Origin of the sequence: Pseudoxanthomonas sp. SORGH_AS_0997, from assembly GCF_031453535.1 — a bacterium.
GTDB classification, from domain to species: Bacteria; Pseudomonadota; Gammaproteobacteria; order Xanthomonadales; family Xanthomonadaceae; genus Pseudoxanthomonas_A; species Pseudoxanthomonas_A winnipegensis.
Window position 1 is genome coordinate 289,328 of the sequence record NZ_JAVIZI010000001.1, and the last position, 20,116, is coordinate 309,443.

At 72.2% G+C, this 20,116-nt stretch carries 13 protein-coding genes; 7 read left to right on the forward strand and 6 right to left on the reverse strand.

The genetic code is table 11. The annotated features are described in order from the left end of the window. Window positions 1-154: 154 nt before the first annotated feature. From QE438_RS01320 to QE438_RS01330, 3 genes are read right to left on the reverse strand one after another with little or no spacing between them, the layout of a single operon-like run. Window positions 155-667: a methylated-DNA--[protein]-cysteine S-methyltransferase gene (locus QE438_RS01320; protein WP_130519810.1), complete on the reverse strand. Its 513-nt coding sequence runs from the start codon at window positions 665-667 to the stop codon at window positions 155-157. Beyond that, entirely contained in the window at window positions 664-2,196 is a 1,533-nt protein-coding gene (locus QE438_RS01325; protein ID WP_309731550.1) for an AlkA N-terminal domain-containing protein, read from the reverse strand. The genes QE438_RS01320 and QE438_RS01325 overlap by 4 nt, the downstream gene beginning before the upstream one ends. 26 nt (window positions 2,197-2,222) lie before the next feature. Continuing rightward, on the reverse strand, window positions 2,223-3,470 hold the full coding sequence (locus tag QE438_RS01330) for an ectonucleotide pyrophosphatase/phosphodiesterase (protein WP_306993086.1): 1,248 nt from the start codon (window positions 3,468-3,470) through the stop codon (window positions 2,223-2,225). Between the two features lie 188 nt (window positions 3,471-3,658). Between QE438_RS01330 and QE438_RS01335 the strand changes: the two genes are divergently transcribed. From QE438_RS01335 to QE438_RS01345, 3 genes are all read left to right on the forward strand, one after another. After that, window positions 3,659-3,838 carry a CsbD family protein gene (locus tag QE438_RS01335; RefSeq protein ID WP_130519816.1) on the forward strand — a complete coding sequence of 60 codons (180 nt, stop codon included), beginning with the start codon at window positions 3,659-3,661 and terminating at the stop codon, window positions 3,836-3,838. 263 nt (window positions 3,839-4,101) lie between these two features. Beyond that, window positions 4,102-12,753: a glycoside hydrolase family 94 protein gene (locus tag QE438_RS01340; protein WP_307184041.1), complete on the forward strand. Its 8,652-nt coding sequence runs from the start codon at window positions 4,102-4,104 to the stop codon at window positions 12,751-12,753. Further along, window positions 12,750-12,974: a hypothetical protein gene (locus tag QE438_RS01345; protein WP_131658437.1), complete on the forward strand. Its 225-nt coding sequence runs from the start codon at window positions 12,750-12,752 to the stop codon at window positions 12,972-12,974. The genes QE438_RS01340 and QE438_RS01345 overlap by 4 nt, the downstream gene beginning before the upstream one ends. An 18-nt stretch (window positions 12,975-12,992) precedes the next feature. Here the strand turns inward: QE438_RS01345 and QE438_RS01350 are convergent, their stop codons facing one another. Genes QE438_RS01350 through QE438_RS01360 form a run of 3 tightly spaced genes read right to left on the reverse strand, consistent with a single transcriptional unit; the run spans window position 12,993 to window position 14,473 of the window. Beyond that, window positions 12,993-13,217 carry an RNA-binding S4 domain-containing protein gene (locus QE438_RS01350; protein WP_130529011.1) on the reverse strand — a complete coding sequence of 75 codons (225 nt, stop codon included), beginning with the start codon at window positions 13,215-13,217 and terminating at the stop codon, window positions 12,993-12,995. 59 nt (window positions 13,218-13,276) lie between these two features. Beyond that, a complete protein-coding gene (locus tag QE438_RS01355) occupies window positions 13,277-13,927 on the reverse strand; it encodes a hypothetical protein (protein WP_306993078.1) in 651 nt (216 codons plus the stop codon). Between the two features lie 33 nt (window positions 13,928-13,960). Then, entirely contained in the window at window positions 13,961-14,473 is a 513-nt protein-coding gene (locus QE438_RS01360) for a sigma-70 family RNA polymerase sigma factor (protein ID WP_309731561.1), read from the reverse strand. A 156-nt stretch (window positions 14,474-14,629) separates the two neighbouring features. On the opposite strand from QE438_RS01360, the gene ubiM reads away from it, so the two are divergent. The 4 genes from ubiM to QE438_RS01380 all read left to right on the forward strand — a co-directional run bounded on the left by ubiM (window position 14,630) and on the right by QE438_RS01380 (window position 20,115). After that, the gene (gene ubiM, locus QE438_RS01365; protein ID WP_306993076.1) at window positions 14,630-15,784 is read left to right on the forward strand and encodes a 5-demethoxyubiquinol-8 5-hydroxylase UbiM; all 1,155 of its coding nucleotides are present in this window, start codon (window positions 14,630-14,632) and stop codon (window positions 15,782-15,784) included. A 134-nt stretch (window positions 15,785-15,918) separates the two neighbouring features. After that, a complete protein-coding gene (locus QE438_RS01370) occupies window positions 15,919-17,847 on the forward strand; it encodes a DEAD/DEAH box helicase (RefSeq protein ID WP_306993074.1) in 1,929 nt (642 codons plus the stop codon). Window positions 17,848-18,207: 360 nt separating this feature from the next. Then, entirely contained in the window at window positions 18,208-18,951 is a 744-nt protein-coding gene (locus QE438_RS01375; RefSeq protein ID WP_306993073.1) for a pseudouridine synthase, read from the forward strand. 90 nt (window positions 18,952-19,041) lie between these two features. Then, window positions 19,042-20,115 carry a sensor domain-containing diguanylate cyclase gene (locus QE438_RS01380; protein WP_306993071.1) on the forward strand — a complete coding sequence of 358 codons (1,074 nt, stop codon included), beginning with the start codon at window positions 19,042-19,044 and terminating at the stop codon, window positions 20,113-20,115. The last annotated feature ends 1 nt before the right edge of the window (window position 20,116 follow it).

Below are 20,116 nucleotides of genomic sequence, written 5' to 3' on the forward strand. Positions count from 1 at the left end.
TCCAGCTCGATCGCGCAGCGGCCAGGGGCGGGGCGGTGCCCGGGGGGCTGGCGTGCGCGCAGGAGCGGAGCGGTGTCCGCAGGCAGGCGCATGGTAGCGCGCCGCGCGTGGCGATCCATGGCCAGCCTGCGAGACAGCCGGCAGGCGCGCCTGGTCAGTTGAACAGGCCGGCGCGCTGCGGCACGGGCGGCAGCGCGCCCTCTAGCTGCAGCAGGAACTGCTTGGTCGGCAGGCCGCCGCCGAAGCCGGTCAGCGCGCCGTCGGCGCCGATCACCCGATGGCAGGGCAGCACGATCGGCAGCGGGTTGCGGCCGTTGGCCGCGCCGACCGCGCGGCTGGCGCCGGGGCGACCGACGCGCTGGGCCAGCTGCGCGTAGCTCCAGGTGGCGCCGAAGGGGATCTGCGCCAGCGCCAGCCAGACCTGGCGCTGGAAGGCGGTGCCGTGCGGCGCCAGCGGCAGGTCGAAGGCCTGCAGGCGCCCGGCGAAGTAGGCGTCGAGCTGGGCCTGGGCTTCGCGCAGCAGCGGATGATCGCCTTGTTCCCAGGCTTCCAGCCGCTTGACCGGGTGCCGGTTCTCCGGGAACTCGATGCCGTGCAGGCCGGCATCGCTGGCGGCCACGCGCAGCGGGCCGACCGGGCTGGGGAAGTGGCGTTCGAAGATGGTCATGGCAGGTCCTTGGCAGGGCGTTCGGGCGATGGGGTGGGCGTGGCCGGCATGGCGTCCTTCCACAGGTGCAGCACGGCATAGCCGCGCCAGGGGCGCCAGGCCTGCGCATGCGCGGCCAGCGCGCGCGCGCTCAGGCGCGTGCCGTCGTTGGGCAGGGCGCGCTGCAGGACGAGGTCTTCGGCCGGGAAGGCGTCGGGATGGCCGAGCCCGCGCAGCGCCAGGTAGTGCGCGGTCCACGGGCCGATGCCGGGCAGGGCGACCCAGCGTGCGACGAAGTCGTCCAGCGGCGCGTCCGGGCGGAAATCCACGCGCCCGTCCAGCACCGCCTGCGCCACCGTGCGCACCGTGGCCGCGCGCGCCTGGGTCAGGCCGATCGCGGTGAGATCGGCGTCGGCCAGCGCCTCGGGCGTGGGGAACAGATGCGTGTGGGCCTCGCTGCGCAGCGGCTCGGGCAGCGGCGCGCCGAAGGCCTGCGCCAGCCGGGCGGTGAAGGTGCGCGCGGCGGCCACGCTGACCTGCTGGCCGATCACCGCGCGCACCGCGATCTCGAAGCCATCCCAGCCGCTGGGGATGCGCAGGCCGGGCCGGCGTTCGAGCAGCGGCGCCAGGCGCGGGTCGTGGCCCAGCGCCGCGGCGATCGCCTGCGGATCGGCGTCCAGGTCGAACATGCGACGCAGCCGCGCGACCACGCCCAGCATCCGCGCCGGCGCGATCCGCTGCAGTTCCAGCCGCAGTGCGTGTTCGCCGCGGGGCCAGGCGCTGATGCGCAGCCAGCCCGGGGATTCGATCGGGCCGACCACGCGCGCGTAGGAGATCGCATCGACATGCTCCACGCCCGGCAGTGCGCGCCCGCGCAGGAAGTCGAGCATCGCGCCGAAGTCGTACGGCGGGCGATAGCCCAGGCGCAGCACCAGGGTCTCGTCGGCCGCCGCCGGCACCTCGCGCTTGCGCAGCTCGCGCGGGGCCATGTGATAGGCCTCCTTGAACACGGTGTTGAAGCGCCGCAGGCTGCCGAAGCCGGCGGCCATGGCCACATCGGTGATCGGCAGGGCGGTCTCGGTCAGCAGCTGCTTGGCGAACAGCAGACGGCGCGTGGCGTGCACGCCCAGCGGCGAGGTGCCCAGGCGATCGGCGAACAGCCGCCGCAGCTGGCGTTCGCTCAAGGCCAGGCGCTGCGCCAGCGCCGCCAGTGGGGCATCGGTCAGCAGGCCGGCGTCGATCAGCTTGAGCGCACGCGCCACCGCATCGTCGCCGCGGCGCCAGGCGCCGTGCTCGGGCGACAGCTCGGGGCGGCAGCGCAGACAGGGACGGTAGCCGGCGGCCTCGGCCGCGGCGGCGGACGGGAAGTAGCTGACGTTCTCGCGCCGCGGCGCCGGCGCCGGGCACACCGGGCGGCAATAGATCCCGGTGCTGGACACGGCGGTGAAGAACAGCCCGTCGAAGCGCGCATCGCGGCTCAGGCGGGCGCGTTCGCACAGGGCGGCATCGGGCAGGGGCGAGGTCATGGCCGGCAGGCTAGCACCGGCCATGCGGCCCTACTGGCCGTTTTCGGACATCAATGCGCGGGCGGCTGCAGTCCTGCCTGCAGCGGCGCCAGCGTGCCGTCGTTGGGCTGGGGCGGCACCTGCAGCAGGTGCGCCAGCAGCGGATAAACATCGACGTTGTCGAACGCCGGCAGCACCACGCCGCGCCGGAACGCCGGGCCGTGGGCGATGAAGATGGCGCGCATCGATTCCAGCGCCGGGTCGTAGCCGTGCGAGCCGCGGTCGTGGCCGAGCAGGCGGCGGCGCGCGGCCTGTTCGGCTGGCAGGGCGTCCCAGCCCTCGTCCATCTGGCACACGATCGGCGGGATGCGCGCGTTGCTGCCGTAATGCCAGCGCGCCGGCAGTTCGCCCTTGCGCCAGCAGGTGTAGGGCGGATGGCGGCCGAGCAGGCGGGCCTCGACCGCCGCCTCGAAGCCCGGATTGGGCTGCACGCCGACCACCTGGCCGACCGACACCACCACCGCCTCCTGTTTGCTGACCATGTCCTCCACCGCGACCACGTGCTCGGGGGCGACGGTGGCCATGCCGTGGTCGGAGACGATCACGATGTTGGTGCGCTCCAGCTGGCCGTGCGCCCGCAGCGTGTCCAGCAGCGCGCCCACGGCGGCGTCCACACGGCGCAGGGCTTCGCGCACCTGCGGCGAATCGGGGCCGTGGTTGTGGCCCTCCTCGTCCACGTCCTCCATGTACAGCGCGGCCAGCGCCGGCCGCGCCTGGACCGGTCCGGTCAGCCAACCGGCCACGTCGGCGGCGCGGGTGGCGGCGGGGATGGCGGTGTCGAACAGGCGGTATTCGTTGGGGCGCACGCCGCCGATGGGCGCGCTGCTGCCGGGCCAGGCCCAGATCGCGGTCTTCAGGCCGTGCTGTTCGGCGGTGACCCAGATCGGCGTGGCCTCGCTCCACCAGCGCGCATCCCCGGTGGCCTGGGTGTCGGCGACCTTGAATTCGCCCAGGCCCGCCTCGCGCATGGAGTTGTGGATCACGCCGTGGTGGTCCGGGCGCTGGCCGGTGACCAGGGTGTAGTGGTTGGGGAAGGTCAGCGACGGATACGAGGGTGTCATCCACTGCGCGCGCACGCCGTCGCGCGCCAGCGCGTCCAGGTGCGGCGTGTCGCCCCGGCCCAGGTAACTGGCGCGCAGGGCGTCGATGGAGATCAGCAGGACCGGGTCGGGGGGCGCGGGCCGGGTCGGCGCGGAGGCGCAGGCCGACAGCAGCAACAGGCCGGCCAGCCACGCGGCCCGAAAAGCAGACGAAAACATGCGGGACACAGGCGATGAGGGCCTTCGAGCTTGGCAGAAAGCCATGACCGGCGCACGGCGGACCGGTGCCGCACGCCGATCCATCGGTGCGCGTGAAGGCGTCCGTGCACTTCTTTCACTCCTGCATTGCGCGCGCGGGTCTACACGGTCTGCGCCACATGTGTGGCGAGCTCGAGCGAGTACGCACGATGGACAAGAATCGCGTGGAAGGTGCCAAGCACCAGGTCAAGGGCGGCCTGAAGGAAGCCGCCGGCAAGCTGACCGGCAACAAGACCAAGGAAGCGGCCGGCAAGCTGGAGAAGAACGCCGGCAAGGTCCAGCAGGACGTGGGCAAGGCGGCAGACGCGGCCCGTCGCCCCAAGCACTGAGTGCGGGCAGGCCCGACGCGTCCGCCACGGGGCGATCACGCGTGCTGGCGTATCAGCTGACAGGCCGAGGCATTCGCTTCGGCCTGTTTGTCTTTGGCTCCCTGCCCAGGGCGTGGGCGGGGGATCAAGGATCTCCGGAAGGCGCTCGGTCTCTTCAAGGCAGCGGTCGCGCATCGTTGCCAGGCAAGAGGTGCGCGCCTTCCTTCCACTGATCAACGGGATGTCAGATGCGTGCAGGGTGGCGGCGGCGGGGCAGGAGGATCTTGAGGCGGTTGCTGGCGCGTTGGCGGCAGCGCCACCGCGACGCGGTCCGCACCGCCACACCCGAGCCGCCGCTGCGCGCCCAGCTGTTCAACGCCACCCAGATGGAACAGTTGGGCCGGCGCCTGTCCCAGCAGCACACGCTGCAGGCCGGGCAGGGCCCGGAGCGGATGCTGGCGCGGCTGGCCGAAAACGGCGCGGTGCTCGAGGGCGCGGTCCAGGCCCTGGACGCCTTCGCCCGCGACAAGCTGCCGATGGTGCCGGCCGGCGAATGGCTGCTGGACAACTACTACCTGATCGACGAGCAGGTGCGGCTGGCGCGGCGCCACCTGCCCAGCGGCTACAGCCGGGCGCTGCCGGCGCTGGCCAGCGGGCCGTCGGCCGGCCTGCCGCGGGTCTACGACCTGGCCATGCAGGCGGTGTCCCACGGCGATGGCCAGGTCGATGCCGAGACCATGGAGCGGCTGGTCAGCGGCTACCAGCAGGAGCAGGCGCTGAGCATCGGCGAGCTGTGGGCCGTGCCGATCATGCTGCGCCTGGCGGTGATCGAGAACCTGCGCCGCATCGCCGCGCGCATCACCCGCGACGTCGGCGATCACCGCCTGGCCCAGGCCTGGGCCAAGCGCATGGCCGAAGCCGCCCAGCGCGCGCCCAAGGACGTGGTGCTGGTGCTGGCCGACATGCTGCGCTCGCAGCCGCCGGTGCGCGGGGCCTTCGTGTCCGAACTGCTGCGCCACCTGCGCGGCGGCAACTTCGCCACGCACATGCCGATCGACTGGGTGGAGCAGTGGGTGGCCGAGAGCGGGCGCTCGCTCGAGGCCGTGGTCCAGCGCGAGAGCATTCGCCAGGCCGCCGCGCAGGCCTCGATCCGCAACAGCATCGGCAGCCTGCGCTTCATCACCAGCATGGACTGGCGCGGCTTCGTCGAGCGCTGCAGCGTGATCGAACACCTGCTGCGCCAGGACCCGGACGGCACCTATCCGGCCATGGACTTCGCCAGCCGCGACCAGTACCGGCGGGTGGTCGAGACCGTGGCCCGGCGCGCCGGGCGGCCGGAAGGCGAGATCGCCGCGATGGTGCTGGAACGCGCGCGCGCGGCCGCGGCCGGTGCGCCCGAGGGCCACGGCCACGTCGGCTGGTGGCTGCTGGGCGACGGCGCGCGCGAGATCGCGCGCGCCCTGGCCGGCCGCGGCTGGCGCCGGCTGCTGCCCGATGTGCGGCCGGTGCCGCTGCTGGCCTATGTCGGGCCGATCGCGGTGTTCGCCGCGCTGTTCGCCGCCGGCCTGCTGGCCAGCACCCTGGCCCCCTCCGTGCCGGCCTGGGGCTGGGTGGCCGGCGCGGCGGTGCTGGCGCTGCTGGCCTTCAGCGAGCTGGGCGTGGCGCTGGTCAACTGGACCGCGAGCAACCTGGCGACGCCGCATCCGCTGCCCAGCCTGGATTACCAGGCCGGCATCCCGGCGCAGGCGCGCACGCTGGTGATCGTGCCCTCGATGATCCCCGACACCGAGGCGGTCGATGAACTGGTCGATGCGCTGGAGGTGCGGTTCCTGGCCAACCGCGGGCCGCATCTGCACTTCGGCCTGCTGACCGACTTCGCCGATGCCGCGCAGGAACACCTGCCGCAGGACGCGGCCGTGCTGGCCCATGCCCAGGCGCGCATCGCCGCGCTCAACGCCCGCCACGGACAGGGCCGCGATGCGGCCGAAGGCGAGCTGTTCTACCTGTTCCACCGCCCGCGCCAGTGGAATCCGCACGAGGGCCGCTGGATGGGCCTGGAGCGCAAGCGCGGCAAGCTGGCCGCGCTCAACGCGCTGCTGCGCGAGGGCGACGCCGCGCCGTTCAGCTGCATCGTCGGGCGCACCGAGGCGCTGCGCGGGGTGCGCTATGTCATCACCCTGGATGCCGATACCCAGCTGCCGCTGGAGTCCGCGCGCGCGCTGGTGGGCACCATGGCCCATCCGCTCAACCGGCCGGTGGTCGATCCGGACACGCGCACGGTGGTGCGCGGCTACGGCATCCTGCAGCCGGGCCTGGGCAGCGCGATGGCGCTGCGTTCGCGCTATGCGCGCATGTTCGGCAGCGAGGCGGGCATCGACCCGTATACGCGCACCATTTCCGACGTGTACCAGGACCTGTTCGCCGAGGGCTCGTTCGTCGGCAAGGGCATCTACGAGGTCGAGGCGTTCGAACAGGTGCTGGCCGGGCGGATGCCCGACAACGCCATCCTCAGCCACGACCTGCTGGAAGGCTGCTACGCGCGCGCCGGGCTGGTCAGCCAGGTGCGCCTGTACGAGGACTATCCCGAGCGCTATTTCGCCGATGCCAAGCGTCGCCAGCGCTGGGTGCGCGGCGACTGGCAGCTGCTGCCGTGGCTGCTGCCGCGCGTGCCGACCGCACGCGGCTGGGAGCGCAGCCCGCTGTCCTGGCTCTCGCGCGGCAAGCTGGCCGACAACCTGCGCCGCAGCCTGGTGCCGATCGCCGTGCTGACCCTGCTGGTGGCCGGCTGGTGCGCGGTGCCCGCGCCGCTGGTGTGGACGCTGTGGCTGCTGTGCCCGTGGTGGCTGCCGCCGCTGCTGGCGGCGCTGCGCGATGCGCTGGCCGGCCCGGGCGAACTGCCGCTGGATGCGCACCTGTCGCTGCTGCGCACGCGCACCCTGCGCGAGCTGCGCCGGGCGGCGGTGACCTTCGCCTGCCTGCCGCACCAGGCCGGCAGCAACGCGCTGGCGATCGTGCGCACGCTGTGGCGCCTGGCCGTTTCGCGCCGGCACCTGCTGCAGTGGAACGTCTCGCGCGATGTCGAGCGCAGCGTGCGCGGCGAGATGCCGGAAGTGGCGCTGATGTGGCCGGTGACGGTGTTCGCCGTGGGGGTGCTGGCGGCCGTGGCGCTGCTGCAACCGTGGGCGCTGCCGGCGGCCGTGCCATGCCTGGCGCTGTGGGCGGCCTCGCCCTGGCTGATGGGCTGGCTGGGCCGGCGCCCGCCGGCGGCCTCGACCCATCTGGACGACGCGCAGCGCCGCTTCCTGGGCCAGCTGGCGCGGCGCACCTGGGCGTTCTTCGAGACCTGGGTCGGCCCGCAGGAGCACTGGCTGCCGCCGGACAACCTGCAGGAACATCCGGCGCAGGTGCTGGCCCGGCGCACCTCGCCCACCAATATCGGCCTGTCGCTACTGGCCAACCTCTCGGCCTGGGACCTGGGCTATCTGCAGCTGCCCGGCGTGCTGACGCGCGTGCGCGGCGCGCTGGACACGCTGGGCCGGCTGGAACGCCATCGCGGCCACCTCTACAACTGGTACACCACCGACACGCTGCGCCCGCTGGCGCCGCGCTACGTGTCCACCGTGGACAGCGGCAACCTCACCGGCCATCTGCTCACCCTGCGCCAGGGCTTGCTGCAGCTGGCCGATGCGCCGCTGCTGGCGCCCAAGACCTTCGACGGCCTGGCCGACACCTCGGGCGCGCTGGAAGACGATGCCCAGCGCGCCGGTCTGGGCGAGGCGCTGGCCGCCCCGCTGCAGGCCTTCGCCGACGCGCTGCAGCCGCTGCGCACCGGTGAGCAAGCGTCTGCGCCGCAGGTCCGCACGCTGCTCGAACGCGCGCAGGCGCTGGACGCCGCCGCCACGCAGGCCGCCCTGCCGCGTGCGCCCATCGACTGGCCGGCGCGTCTGCTGGAGGCCTGCCAGTCCGCGCTGTCGATGCTGGAACAGGCCGGCCCCCTGCCGGCCGGCGAGCAGGCCGCGCCGGCCACGCTGCGCGCGATGGCCGATGCCGAGCCCGGCGGCCTCGCGGCGCGCCAGCTGGACGAGCTGGAAGCGCTGGCCGAACTGGCCGCGCGGCATGCCGAGCAGGACTATCGCTTCCTCTACGACCCGGCGCAGCGAATGCTGTCGATCGGCTACAACGTCGATGAGAGCCGCCTGGACGCGGGCTTCTACGACCTGCTGGCCTCCGAGGCGCGGCTGGGCTGCTTCGTGGCCATCGCCCAGGGCCAGCTGCCGCAGGAGAGCTGGTTCGCCCTGGGCCGGCTGCTGACCGAGGGCGGCGGCGAGCCGGTGCTGGTGTCCTGGAGCGGCTCGATGTTCGAGTACCTGATGCCGCAGCTGGTGATGCCCAGCTACCCCGGCTCGCTGCTCGACCAGACCGCGCACGGCGTGGTCCAGGCGCAGATCGAATACGGCCAGGCGCGGCAGATCCCCTGGGGCGTGTCCGAGTCCGGCTACAACGCCGTGGACGTGAACATGAACTACCAGTACCGCGCCTTCGGCGTGCCGGGACTGGGGCTCAAGCGCGGCCTGGCGCAGGACGCGGTGATCGCGCCCTACGCCACGGTGATGGCGCTGATGGTGCATCCGCCGGCGGCGCTGGAGAACCTGCAGGCGATGGCCGCGCAGGGCTTCTCCGGCGCGTTCGGCATGTACGAGGCGGTGGACTACACCGCCGAGCGCCTGCCGCGCGGCGAACGCCACGTGGTGATCCGCTCCTACATGGCCCATCACCAGGGCATGGCGCTGCTGTCGCTGGACCATCTGCTGGTCGAACAGCCGATGCAGAAGCGTTTCGCCGCCGACCCGGCGCTGCGCGCGGCCCTGCTGCTGCTGCAGGAGCGCATGCCCGCCGCCGGCGTGGTGCCGGCGCACGAGTCCGAGGCGCCCAGCCCGGCCGACGGCGCGGCGGCCGCGGCCGGCCCGCAGCTGCGCATCCTGCGCGATCCCGACGGCCCGCGTCCGGAGGTACAGCTGCTGTCCAACGGGCGCTACCACGCCATGCTCACCGTGGCCGGCGGCGGCTATACGCGCCTGGAAGGCACCGCGCTCACCCGCTGGCGCGAGGATCCCACCCGCGATGCCTACGGCAGCTTCTGCTATCTGCGCGATGCCGAATCGGGCGAGTACTGGTCGGCCGCGTATCAGCCCACCTGCGTGCGCACCCAGCACTTCGAGGCGATCTTCTCCCAGGCCAAGGCAGAGTTCCGCGTGCGCCACCGCGGCATCGACAGCCATCTGGAGATCGCCGTGTCGGCCGAGGACGACATCGAGCTGCGCCGCCTGCGGCTGAAGAACCGCGCGCGTCATCCGCGCACCGTCGAGGTCACCACCTATGCCGAGGTCGTATTGCAGGCGCCGCGCGCCGACGAGGCGCACCCGGCCTTCGGCAACCTGTTCGTGCAGACCCGCATCCTGGCGGCCAAGCAGGCCATCGTCTGCCGGCGCCGCGCGCGCGAGGCCGGCGAGCGGCCGCCGCAGCTGCTGCACCTGGTGGCCGCGCACGACTGCGACATCGAACAGATCTCCTACGAGACCGACCGCGCCCGCTTCATCGGCCGCGGGCGCAGCGCGGCGCGGCCGCTGGCGATGGAGCGCCTGGCGCTGGACAACAGCGAAGGCTCGGTGCTCGACCCGATCGTCGCCATCCGCGTGCGCATCACCCTGCAGCCCGGCCAGCAGGCCGTGCTCGACCTGGTCACCGGCGTGGGCGAGGACGAGGCCGCCTGCGATGCGCTGATCGAGAAGTACCGTGACCGGCGCCTGGCCGACCGAGTGTTCGACCTGGCCTGGACCCACAGCCAGGTCGTGCACCGCCAGATCAACGCGCACGAGGCCGACGTACAGGTCTACGAGCGCCTGGCCGCGCTGGTGCTGCAGCCCGACCCGGTGCTGCGCGCCGACGCCGACACTCTGCGCCAGAACCGCCGCGCTCAGCCGGCGCTGTGGGCGCAGGCGATCTCGGGCGATCTGCCGATCGTGCTGCTGCAGGTCTCCGACGTGGACCACCTGCCGCTGGTCGAACAGGTCGTGCAGGCGCACCAGTACTGGCGTCTGAAGGGCCTGGAGACCGACCTGGTGATCTGGAACGAGAGCCAGGCCGGCTACCGCCAGCAGCTGCAGGAGCAGATCCTGGCGCTGCTGGCGCGCGACCAGCGCGCCGAGGTGCTTGAGCGGCGCGGCGGCATCTTCGTGCGCGCCGTGCAGCAGCTGGGCCAGGAGGACCGCGTGCTGCTGCTGTCGGTGGCACGCGTGGTGCTGACCGACCGCGCCGGCACCCTGGCCGAGCAGGTCGATCGCCTGCCGGTGCTGGAGCGCGAGCCGCCCGCGCCGCTGCCGGCGCCGCCGCCGCGACCGGCCGCCTGGCGGGCGGGCGAGGGCGCCGTTGCCGGGCTGCCGCCCGCGGTGCAGACCGATCCGGCCGACGAGGATCCTTGGCCGTTCGAGCCGCTGCAGGCCGGGCCGCTGCAGTTCGACAACGGCACCGGCGGCTTCAGCGCCGATGGCCGCGAGTACGTGATCACCGTGGCGCCCGGCCGGCCGACGCCGGCGCCGTGGTCCAACCTGCTGGCCAACCCGGTGCTGGGCGCGGTGGTGACCGAATCCGGCGCCGGCTACAGCTGGGGCGAGAACGCCCACGAATACCGCCTCACGCCCTGGGACAACGACCCGGTGTGCGACAGCAGCGGCGAGGCGTTCTACCTGCGCGACGAGGACAGCGGCCATCTGTGGTCGCCCACGCCGCTGCCGTGCCCGGGCAGCGGCGCGTACCGGGTGCGTCATGGCTTCGGCTACAGCGTGTTCGAGCACGTCGAGGACGGCATCCACAGCGAGCTGTGGCTGTACGTGGATGCGGAGCTGGCGGTGAAGTACAGCGTGCTCAGGCTGCGCAACCTGTCCGGCCGCGCGCGCCGGCTCAGCGCCACCGGCTATGTCGAATGGGTGCTGGCCGACCTGCGCAGCCGCTCGCAGATGCATCTGATCACCGACGTGGACATCGCCAGCGGCGTGCTCACCGCGCGCAATCCCTTCAACGGCGATTTCGAGGGGCGCTGCGCGTTCTTCGACGTCGATGCCGGGGTCAATCCGGAAGACGGCACGCTGCTGCGCCAGTTCACCGCCGACCGGCTCGAGTTCCTGGGCCGCAACGGCAGCCTGGCCGCGCCGGCCGGGCTGCGGCGCGAGGGGCTGTCGGGCCGCTTCGGTCCCGGACTGGACGCCTGCGCCGCGCTGCAGGTGCCGATCGCGCTGGAAGCCGGCGGCAGCTTCGAGACCACCTTCCGGCTGGGCATGGCGGCCGATGTCGGCGCCACGCTCGAACTCGCCCGGCGCACGCGCGGCGCAGGCGCGGCGCACGATGCGCTGGACCGCGTGCGCATCCACTGGCGCGGCGTGCTGGGCGGCATCCGGGTCAACACGCCCGATCCGGCCTTCGACCTGCTGGTCAACGGCTGGCTGCTCTATCAGGTGATCGCCAGCCGCTACTTCGGCCGCAGCGGCTTCTACCAGTCCGGCGGCGCCTGGGGGTTCCGCGACCAGCTGCAGGACTGCATGGCCATGGTCCATGCCCTGCCGCAGGTCACCCGCGAACACCTGCTGCGCGCGGCCGCCCAGCAGTTCCCGCAGGGCGATGCCATGCACTGGTGGCATCCGCCGACCGGACGCGGCGTGCGCACGCGCTGCTCGGACGACTATCTGTGGCTGCCGCTGGCGACCTGTCGCTATCTGGACGTCACCCAGGACTGGGGCGTGCTGGAGGCGCGCGCGCGCTTCGTCGAGGGCCGCCTGGTCAACGACGACGAGGAGTCCTACTACGACCTGCCGGTGGTCTCGGCCGGCGATGCCAGCCTGTACGAGCACTGCGTGCTGGCGCTGCGCCGCGGCTGTCGCCTGCTCGGCGAGCGTGGCCTGCCGCTGATGGGCACCGGCGACTGGAACGACGGCATGAACAAGGTCGGCGAGCACGGTCGCGGCGAGAGCGTGTGGCTGGGCTTCTTCCTGATCCACGTGCTCAAGGCCTTCGTCCCGGTGGCGCAGCGGCGCGGGGAGAGCGCGTTCGCGGACTGGTGCCAGGCGCAGGCCGACACGCTGGCCGCGCGCATCGAGGAGCACGCCTGGGACGGCGGCTGGTACCGGCGCGCGTGGTTCGACGACGGCACGCCGCTGGGCTCGGCGCAGGCGCAGGAATGCCGGATCGATTCGATCTCGCAGAGCTGGGCGGTGCTGTCCGGCGCCGGCCAGGCCCAGCGCGTGCAGCAGGCGATGACCGCGCTGGACACGCATCTGGTCAAGCCCGAGGCGGGCATCATCCAGCTGCTGGATCCGCCGTTCGATCGCCACGGCCCGGACCCGGGCTATATCCGCGGCTACGTGCCCGGCGTGCGCGAGAACGGCGGCCAGTACACCCATGCCGCGGTGTGGACGGTGATGGCCTTTGCCGAGCTGGGGCAGGTCGAACGCGCCTGGCAGCTGCTGGAGATGATCAATCCCATCCACCACGCGCGCGATGCGCAAGGCGTGGCGCGCTACCGGGTCGAACCCTATGTCATGGCCGCCGACGTCTACGCCGTGGGCGACCACGCCGGCAGCGGCGGCTGGACCTGGTACACCGGCTCGGCCGGCTGGATGTACCGGCTGCTGCTCGAATCGCTGCTGGGTTTGCGGCGCGAGGGCGAGATGCTGACGCTGGAACCGCGCGTGCCGGCCGGCTGGGAGACCTTCAGCCTGCAGTACGCCGCAGGCCAGGCCACCTATGCCATCACGGTACGTTACGGGGAGGCGGCCGCACCGTCGCTGTCGGTGGACGGCGTGCGCCAGCCGGGCAACCGTTTCGCGCTGCACGACGACGGCGCGGTCCACCAGGTGCAGATCGATCTGCCGGGAGGTTCGCCATGACCCTGACACGCCAGGCGCTGGACGCCGCACTGGATCGGCTGGAACGCGACGTGGCCGAGTGGGTCACGCATCTGCGCGAGCCGCGCATCTTCCGCAAGCAGTTCGATGCGCTGTGCGCGGACATCGTGTCCCAGGCCTCGCCTGAGGATGCGGAACACGCGCAGGGCCGCATCCGCGTCATCCTTGCCCGCCACGCACCGGGAAGCGAACGCCAGGCCTGATGGCCCGCGCCGTCAGGCTCAGGCCGGATCCATCACCCGGATCTCGACCTGATCGTCGACCCGCACGACCTGGCCGGCGCGGATCTTGGCGGTCTTGCGCAGCTCCTGGGCGCCATCGACGCTGACCACGCCGCTGGCGACCACTTGCTTGCCCATGCCGCCGCTGTCGACCAGGCCGCACAGCTTGAGCAGGATGTGGAGTTCGACGTATTCGCCGTCGAGATCGAATTCGAGGATCTGCATGCGCGCAGTCTAGGGCCCGACCGGGGACGGATGACAGGCCCCGCCCCGGGCCGCGGCGCTCATTCGCGTTCGAAGGCGTGCAGCTCGTCCAGGGTGCGCCGGGCGTCGCGCAGGCTGCGCGGCGCGTCGTTCCCCTCGCCCAGGCGGGCGTCGCGGCGGCGCAGATACGCCAGGGTCGCGATCAGGCCGATCGCGCCGACGGCGGCGCTGACCCAGATGAAGGCCGGCGCGGTGACGAACAGGTCCACGCCCAGATTGGCCTTCACCTCCAGGACGAAGATGGCGATCCACAGGAACCACCACGGCAGTCCCAGCCACCGGTTGGCCAGGCTCTGCAGCCGCATCAGGCCCAGGGCGCGTCGCTGGATGTCCAGCACCGGCGCGGCGTAGTCGATCTTCGAGATCCGGCTCAGCGTCAGGCCGGCCAGCACCAGGGTCAGCACGCCATAGGCCAGCATGAGCACGCTGCAGGCCAGCAAGTGCGGCGTGGCCAGGTGCTTGAGGCCGGTGGTGATGCCGAAGTAGATCAGCGCATCGCCGAACAGGATCTGCGCGATCTTGCCCGCATACATCCAGCGCATGTTGCCGCGCACCCGGTCCAACCCGCGTTCGCGCAGCAGCTGCCGGGTCAGGGTGTCGGAATGTTCGATGCGGCGGCCCAGGGTCTGCCAGGCGGCCTTGAGTTCGTCGGGTTCCATGATGTGGTCCATGTGGGAAGTCCAGGGTGGAGAGGGTGGCAGCGGTCAGAGTTCTGCGCGGATGCGCTGCTTGAGCCGCGCGATCTTGGTAGTGACATTGGTCTGGGTCAGGCCCAGGATCTCGGCGATCTCGCGCGTGGGGCGGTCTTCCAGGTACAGCACCAGCAGGGCGCGCTCCAGCGGCGGCTGGCGGGCCATGAAGTCGCGCAGCAGACGTAGCTGCTGGTCGCGTTCGGGATCGGCCGCGTTGGGATCGGCCAGGTCGTGCAGGTCCTCGTCCATCGGCAAGGCGTGGCGCTGGCGCAGCGCGTGGCCGCGCACCTGCGAGATCGCCACGTTCAGCGCGATGCGGTACATCCAGGTCGAGAACGGGCGGTCGCCGTCGTAGCGCGGGAACGCGCGCCACAGCTGCGCGGCGATCTCCTGCGCCAGCTCGGCCCGGTCCTCGGGATGGAAGGCGTAGCTGGCCGCGACCTTGAGCACGATGCCGCGATGGGCCTCCAGCAGGGACTGGAAGCGCGTCTGGGCAGCGGGGTCAGGCGCGGTGGCCGAGGGCATGGCGAGGTCGTCCATGGAATAAGAGGGCAGTGTGCGTCGATGCCAGGGTGATTCGCGCCGACGCGCCGCTTGTCACAGCCGGCCTTGCGCCAGATCAATGCGGCGCGCACCGATCCCGCTAGGATGCGAGCCATTCTCATCTCGACAGGTGCGCACATGCGGTTCGACGTGGTCATTGGCGGGGCGGGCCCGGTCGGACTGTGCCTGGCGCGCGCGCTGGCCGCGCAGGGGCGAAGCGTCGCGGTGGTCGATCGCCAGCCGCGCGCGGCGCTGGAAGCGCCCGCCTTCGACGGCCGCGAGATCGCCCTGACCCATGCCTCGCGGCAGGTGCTGGAGGCGCTGTCGGTCTGGCCGCGGCTGGACGCGCGGACGATCTCGCCGCTGCGCCAGGCGCGGGTGCAGGACGGCGTGTCGCCGTTCGCCCTGGACATCGGCGGCGGGGAAGGCCAGGAGGCGCCGCTGGGCTGGCTGGTGGCCAACCACCGCCTGCGGCAGGCGGCATTCGAGGCCGCGCTGGCGCACCCGGGCGTGACCCTGCTCGACGGCGCCGGCGTGACCTGCCTGCGCCGCCATCCCGACCGGGTCGAGGCCACGCTGGACGACGGCCTGGTCCTGCAGGCCGACCTGCTGGTGGCCGCGGACGGGCGCCTGTCCGCGCTGCGCCGGCAGCTGGGCGTCGGCGCCGAGCTGCACGAGCTGGGCCGCAGCATGCTGGTCTGCCACGTGGCCCACGCGCAGCCGCACCACGGCGTGGCGCTGGAGTGGTTCGCCTACGGGGCGACGGTGGCGCTGCTGCCGCTGACCGGCGCGGTGTCCTCGCTGGTGCTGACCCTGAGCCCGCAGCGCGCCGCGGCGATGCTGCAGCTGGACGAGACCGCCTTCTCGGCCGAGGTCTCGCGCCTGTGCGAAGGCCGCCTGGGCGCGATGCGCCTGGCCAGCACACGCCATGTCTATCCACTCGTGTCCAGCTACGCCCGGCGCCTGGCCGGGGCCCGCTTCGCCCTGGCCGGCGACGCGGCGGTGGGCATGCATCCGGTGACCGCGCACGGCTTCAACTTCGGCCTGGGCGGGGTGGGGCGCCTGGCCGATGCGCTGGACGGCCACGCGGATGCGGGCGATCCGGCGCCGCTGCAGGCCTACGCCCGCGCCCACCGGCGCGCGACCTGGCCGCTGTACGCGGCCACCCAGCTGGTGGCGCGGCTTTACGCGGACGAGCGCCCGGGCGCGCGCCTGCTGCGCGGCGGCGCGCTGCGCCTGGCCGCGGCGGTGCCGCCCTTCCGGCAGGCCTTGCAGCACCATCTGCAGCACTAGTGCGCCGGTCCCGGCGCCGCGAACCCGGCCGGGCGGGTTGGGGCCCGAATCCGGCGGAAAGCGCCATTCAAAGCGCGTCGGGCCGCCAGGGCGCACAATAGGCGGCCGTTACGCGTCTTCAAGCGAGCTGCATCATGTCTTCCGAAACTGCCGCACCCGCGGTGCCGTTCTCCGCCCTTGGCCTGTCCGCGTCGGTCCAGGCCGCCCTGGTCGCCGTCGGCTACGAGTCGCCTTCGCCCATCCAGGCCGCCACCATCCCGGCGATGCTGGCCGGGCGCGATGTGCTGGGCACCGCGCAGACCGGCACCGGCAAGACCGCGGCGTTCGCCCTGCCGGTGCTGTCCAACCTGGACCTGTCGGCCGGCAAGCCGCAGGTGCTGGTGCTGGCGCCCACGCGCGAGCTCGCCATCCAGGTGGCCGAGGCGTTCCAGAAGTACGCAGCCAAGATCCCCGGCTTCCACGTCCTGCCCATCTACGGCGGCCAGAGCTACTACCCGCAGCTGCAGGCGCTCAAGCGCGGCGTGCATGTGGTGGTCGGCACTCCGGGCCGGGTGATCGATCACCTGGAGCGCGGCTCGCTGGACCTGTCCGGCCTGACCACGCTGGTGCTGGACGAGGCCGACGAGATGCTGCGTATGGGCTTCATCGACGATGTCGAGACCGTGCTGCAGAAGACGCCGCCCACCCGCCAGGTGGCGCTGTTCTCGGCGACCATGCCGGCGCAGATCCGCCGCATCGCCCAGACCTATCTGAACGATCCGGCCGAAGTCACCATCGCGTCCAAGACCACTACGTCGGCCAACATCAGCCAGCGTTACTGGTTCGTCTCGGGCCTGCACAAGCTCGACGCGCTGACCCGCATCCTGGAGGCCGAGACCTTCGATGCCATGATCATCTTCGCCCGCACCAAGGCCGGCACCGAGGAGCTGGCCGAGAAGCTGCAGGCCCGCGGCCTGGCCGCCGCCGCGATCAACGGCGACATGCAGCAGGCGCAGCGCGAGAAGACCATCGCCCAGCTCAAGGACGGCAAGCTGGACATCCTGGTGGCCACCGACGTGGCCGCGCGCGGGCTGGACGTGGAGCGCATCAGCCACGTGCTCAACTACGACATCCCCTACGACACCGAGAGCTACGTCCACCGCATCGGCCGCACCGGCCGCGCCGGGCGCAGCGGCGAGGCGATCCTGTTCGTCACCCCGCGCGAGAAGTCGATGCTGCGCGCGATCGAGCGCGCCACGCGCCAGCCGATCACCGAGATGCAGTTGCCCACGGTCGAGGCGGTCAACGACCGTCGCGTGGCGCGGTTCCTGGCGCGCATCACCGATACGCTGGCCACCGGCGAGGCGGGCGAGTACCGCGCGCTGATCGAGACCTACGAGCGCGAGCACAACGTGCCGGCGGTGGACATCGCCGCGGCGCTGGCGCGGCTGCTGCAGGGCGACACGCCGCTGCTGCTGTCGGCCGCCGACCGCGCGCCGCGCGGCGAGCGTCCCGAGCGCGCCGCGCGTCCGGAGCGCAGCGAGCGCTACGAGCGTGCGCCGCGCCCCGAGCGCGCTGAACGCGGCGAGCGTCCGCCGCGTTTCGAGCCGGGCGAGCGGAGCGAACGCGCGCGCCCGGAGCGGCCGGCCCATGCGTCCTTCGACGAGGCCCCGGCCGAACGCCCGCGGCGCACGCCGGCCGGCGAGGCCGAGGTCGGCATGGAGCGCTACCGCATCGAGGTCGGCCACGCCCATGGCGTCAAGCCGGCCAACATCGTCGGCGCCATCGCCAACGAGGCCGGGCTGGAGAGCCGCTACATCGGCCGCATCGACATCCAGGACGAGTATTCGATCCTGGACCTGCCCGAGGGCATGCCGCGCGAGACCCTGACCCATCTGAAGAAGGTCTGGGTGTCGGGCCAGCAGCTGAAGATCCACAAGGTCGGCGAGGACGCCGGCGACGAGGCCCCGCGCGGCTTCCGCCCGGCCTCGGCCCGCCCCGGCGCGGGCAAGCCGCGCCCCGGCGGCAAGCCCGGCTTCAAGCCGGCGGCCAAGCCGCACCGCAAGGGCCCGCCGAAGGACTGAGCTCCGCCCCCCTCCCTTGTGCGCAGCGCAGGGGAGCTCGAAATCGCGGCTAGCGATTGAGGGGGGAGGGGTGCTTTTGCCCCTCGCGCGATGTCTGGGCTCAAGGCAACAGCAAGAGCAACCGCAACAGCTGACCCCTCCCCAACCCTCCCCTGCGCTGCGCGCAAGGGAGGGGGCGGATCACGCGGTCTGAGGCGACGCCGCCACCGCCACCGCCAAATCCCGATCCCGAATCCCCGAATCCCCGAATCCCCGAATCCCCGAATCCCCGAATCCCCGAATCCCCGAATCCCGAATCCCGAATCCCGAATCCCGAATCCCGAATCCCGAATCCCGAATCCCGAATCCCCAACCGCCTCCATGACCGACACCTCCCCCCCCACCCCCACCCGCCTCAACAAGCACATCGCCGAGACCGGCTTCTGCTCGCGGCGGGAGGCCGATCGGCTGATCGGGGAGCGGCGGGTGACGGTCAACGGGCATCCGGCCGGCGCGGGCGCGGTGGTGGGGCCGGAGGATGTGGTCCTGGTCGATGGCCAGCCCCTGCGGACGCGGACGGTGTCCAAGTCGAGCGGCCGGCGCCACGTCTATATCGCGCTGAACAAGCCGGTCGGCATCACCTGCACCACCGAGGCCAGTGTCAAGGGCAACATCGTCGACTTCGTCGGCCACGAGCAGCGCATCTTCCCGATCGGGCGGCTGGACAAGGACTCCGAAGGGCTGATCCTGATGACCAGCAACGGCGACATCGTCAACCAGATCCTGCGCGCCGAGAATCGCCACGAGAAGGAGTACCTGGTCGAGGTCAACAAGCCGGTGACCGAGGAGTTCCTGCGCGCCATGGCCAAGGGCGTGCGCATCCACGACCAGATGACGCTGCCGTGCCGCACCGGGCGCATCGCCAAGTTCGGCTTCCGCATCGTGCTCACCCAGGGGCTGAACCGGCAGATCCGGCTGATGGCCGCGGCCTTCGGCTATCGCGTCACCCAACTGCGCCGGGTGCGGATCGACAACGTCAAGCTGGGCCCGCTCAAGCCGGGCCGCTGGCGCAATCTCACCGATGCCGAGCTGCGCGGCCTGCTGCCCGATCTGACGCAGTGGTAAGCACGCGCCACTGAGTCACCCTGTGACAGGGTGCGTGGTTTTAGCTTTCCTCGATTGGTCCGACGAACGGTCACTGGCTAAGTTCGCCGCATGCCAAGTCCCCCGCATCCGCACGACGAAGCCAGACGCCAGGCCGTCCTGGCGCGCTATCACATCCTGGACAGCGAGAACGAACAGGCCTACGACGATCTGGTCACCATCGCCGCGCGCATCTGCGATGCGCCGATCGCGGCGATCAGCCTGATCGACGAGGATCGCCAGTGGTTCAAGTCGCGCAAGGGCGTGGAAGCGCAGCAGACCGGGCGCGACATCTCCTTCTGCGGCCACGCCATCCTGGCGCCCGAGCAAACGACGGTGGTGCGCGATGCGAGTACCGATGCGCGCTTCCTCGACAACCCCCTGGTGACCGGCGCGCTGGGCGTGCGCTTCTACGCCGGTGCGCCGCTGGTGACGCCCGATGGCCAGGCGCTGGGCGCGCTGTGCGTGCTGGACAGCAAGCCGCGCACGCTCAGCCCCGGGCAGGCCGAGGCGCTGCGCGCGCTGGCGCGCCAGGTGATGTATCTGCTGGAGCTGCGGCGCATCTCCGGCGCGCTGGCCACGCAGATGGCCGAGCGCGACTGGTACGAGCAGCAGTTGCGCCAGTATCAGGACGAGCTGGAAGTCCAGAACGCCGACCTGGCCGCGCAGACCCGCACCGACCCGCTGACCGGCCTGCCCAATCGCCGCGCGTTGACCATGGCGCTGGACATGGCGCTGGAACAGCACGCGGCCGGGCGCGGCAAGGGCGTCAGCGTCGCGGTGGTCGATGTGGACCACTTCAAGGTGATCAACGATGTGCACGGCCACGCCACGGGCGATGAGGTGCTGGTGGCGCTGGCCGACACGCTGCGCGCGCACAGCGCCGACGGCATGGCCGCGCGCTACGGCGGGGAGGAGTTCGTGATCCTGTTCCCGGACAGCACCGGCGAGCAGGCGCGTGCGCAGTGCGAGTTCCTGCGCACCGCGGCCACCTCGCTGCCGGTGGACCTGGCGGTGACGGTGAGCATTGGCGTGGCCGAATGCCGGCGCCGCGACGACACGGCCGAGGACGCCTTCCGCCGCGCCGACCAGGCGCTGTATGCGGCCAAGCGCGGCGGCCGCGACCGTGTAGTGCTGGCGCCCTAGG